Origin of the sequence: Streptomyces sp. NPDC007896, assembly GCF_042959425.1 — a bacterium.
Classification (GTDB): domain Bacteria; phylum Actinomycetota; class Actinomycetes; order Streptomycetales; family Streptomycetaceae; genus Streptomyces.
On the sequence record NZ_JBIBKX010000053.1, the window covers coordinates 1 to 2,322 of the forward strand.

A 2,322-nucleotide genomic window follows, 5' to 3' on the forward strand; every position below is an offset into this window, starting at 1 on the left:
AGAAGCTGTTGTCTTTCCGGGTGTGATTGGCGTGTTTCCGCTGGTTGCGGATAGGTGCGTAAGACCCGTGGGAGTAGTGGCCTGTCAGGTCGTCGTTCCCCGGGAGGTCTCGAATGCCGTCAGTCGTTGGACTACTGGAACAGCACGAGCTCTTTGCTCGGCGTCGGGTCGATGGCCTGCGTGAGGAGGCCGACCGTATTCGGGCCGAGTTGGCCGCGGCCGAGGAGGAATGGCAGGAGTGGGTGATCGCCCGGCGGCGGGTCGATACGGTTCTGGCTCCGGACAGCGCCGCTGACGCCGGCCCCCGAGCCGCCGCCAGGCCTCGGGAGGCGGACAAGCAGCCGGCGTCCCGTGATGCGGCCAACCCGAAATCGCAGGTGCCGGTGTGGCGTGAGGAGGTCGCCTCTTCGGCGCTGTCGGTCGACTACCAGCGCATCCTTCAAGCCGTCGCGGACCGTGTCCGTCTCGGCCAGGGACCGCTGACCTGCCAGGAAATGGCCGCAGTGTTCGGCATGGACGTGGTGCCGGCGCGGGTGGAGGCATTGCGGTCGAAGGCGAAACGCCTGGTCGCCCGAGGCTGGCTGGCCGAGCCCGCACCCGGCCGGTTCACCCTCGGCCCCGGTGTGGCCGGGCCAGGCGACGGGTCATGAGGGCGGCCATCGACCAGTAGATCATCGCCTCGGCACTGGCGATACGACGCTCGAAGTCGCGGGCCAGGCGGCGGCTTCGCATCAGGTGCGCGAAGAGACGCTCGACGATCCACCGCTTGGGCAGCACCACGAATCCCTTCATGTTGTCGCTGCGCTTGACGATCGCCAGGACCAGGGCGAACGCGGCCAGGCAGTGCTCGACCAGACTGCCGGTGTAGCCGCCGTCGGCCCAGACCAGGGCCAGGCGATGGTGAGCGGCAGCCACCTGTTCCAGCAGGATGTGGGCAGCGGCGCGATCGCCCACATCCGCAGCGGTGACCATCACGCCCAGCAGCAGGCCGAGGGTGTCGACCACGACGTGCCGCTTGCGTCCGTTGACCAGCTTGCCGCCGTCGAAGCCACGGGTGCCGGCGCCGACCACGGCATCCGCCTTGACCGACTGCGAATCAATCACCCCAGCCGTCGGCAGGGCATCGCGCCCTGCCCTCTCCCGGACCTGCCCGCGCACCCGGTCATGGAACTCCCGGACCAGGCCGCGATCGCGCCAGCGGCGGAAGAACGCATAGACCCGGTCCCACGGCGGGAAGTCGACTGGCATCGCCCGCCACTTGATGCCGTTGTCCACGAGATAGCCGATCGCGTCCAGCATCGCCCGGTGGCAGTACGCTTCCGGCTGCCCGCCCTGGCCCTGCATCCAACCCGGCACCGGCAGCAGCGGCCGCACCACCACCCACTCCGCGTCCGTCATGTCGCTCGGATACCGACGCTCTCGCAGGCGATTGTCGGCAGCGTTTCCGAACCGGTGAGCCAGACAGTCACACTCCCGAGTACCCGCGGTGGACTGCACGGGCATCGGCACGCAAGACTGCGACACCAGGGCCTCCTGATGCTCGGTGATTCGACACCAGCGAGCTGTTCAGGAGGCCCTCCTCGCATGCGCCGAGCACCCGACGACCACCCAATCGAGACGGCCGCTCGAGCACCAAGTCCCCAGAGCATTACGACAAAAGCTACTTACGCGTCGGGGTGCTCCGGCAGGGCGAGCCAGTCCGACCAGGAGATCTCGCGGCCGAGGAAGCGCGGCTGCTCGAACGGCCAGTCGGCGGCGATCCACTGCGGCACCAGCTCGTCGAGGGCCTGCTCGACCTTGCTGCCCACCAGCTCGTCCACCACCCACCAGGAGATCTCGCCGTCCGCGCCGGCCCTCTCCGGTGGGTCGATGTAGACGCAGCCGAGCAGAGCTGTCTCCGCCGCGTCGAACAGCGCGTAATTGAAAGACTGGTGTGCGGCGATCTCCTTCTCGTGCCGCAACAGGTCGGCCTTGTCGGCCTCGTAGGTCATGGTGGCCGCGGGCCAGCCCCAGGCTGGGCCGAAGATGGTCCACAGCCGCTCGCGCGAACCCATCACAGCCGGATAGTCGAGCGGGGTGTCCGCCTCCCGGATCGGCCGCAGGTGATGACCACTGCCCGGCAGCGGTACCAGGACGGGATGGACGAAGTCATCGGGGAGCCAGCTCATAGCGCCCGACCGTAGCAGCGCGCGGCCGTCCGCTCCCCTGGATTTTCCCCGTACACCGCCAGGCCCTGCTCTCATGCCGGGCAGTGCCCGCGATCACCCGATCGAGACTCCCGTTCGATCAACAGACTCCATGATCGGTATGGCAACGGCTTCT

At 68.2% G+C, this 2,322-nt stretch carries 3 protein-coding genes; 1 reads left to right on the forward strand and 2 read right to left on the reverse strand.

Features of this window, described 5'->3' with window-relative positions:
• The first annotated feature begins 113 nt into the window (after nt 1-113).
• Nucleotides 114-650: a hypothetical protein gene (locus ACFZDJ_RS54985; RefSeq protein ID WP_391070822.1), complete on the forward strand. Its 537-nt coding sequence runs from the start codon at nt 114-116 to the stop codon at nt 648-650.
• Here the strand turns inward: ACFZDJ_RS54985 and ACFZDJ_RS54990 are convergent.
• Both ACFZDJ_RS54990 and ACFZDJ_RS54995 read right to left on the reverse strand, forming a co-directional pair.
• Complete coding sequence (locus ACFZDJ_RS54990) at nt 607-1,398, reverse strand: IS5 family transposase (protein WP_391070824.1); 792 nt, start codon at nt 1,396-1,398, stop codon at nt 607-609. The genes ACFZDJ_RS54985 and ACFZDJ_RS54990 overlap by 44 nt on opposite strands.
• Nucleotides 1,399-1,664: 266 nt before the next feature.
• On the reverse strand, nt 1,665-2,168 hold the full coding sequence (locus tag ACFZDJ_RS54995; protein ID WP_391070825.1) for an N-acetyltransferase: 504 nt from the start codon (nt 2,166-2,168) through the stop codon (nt 1,665-1,667).
• Between the last annotated feature and the right edge of the window lie 154 nt (nt 2,169-2,322).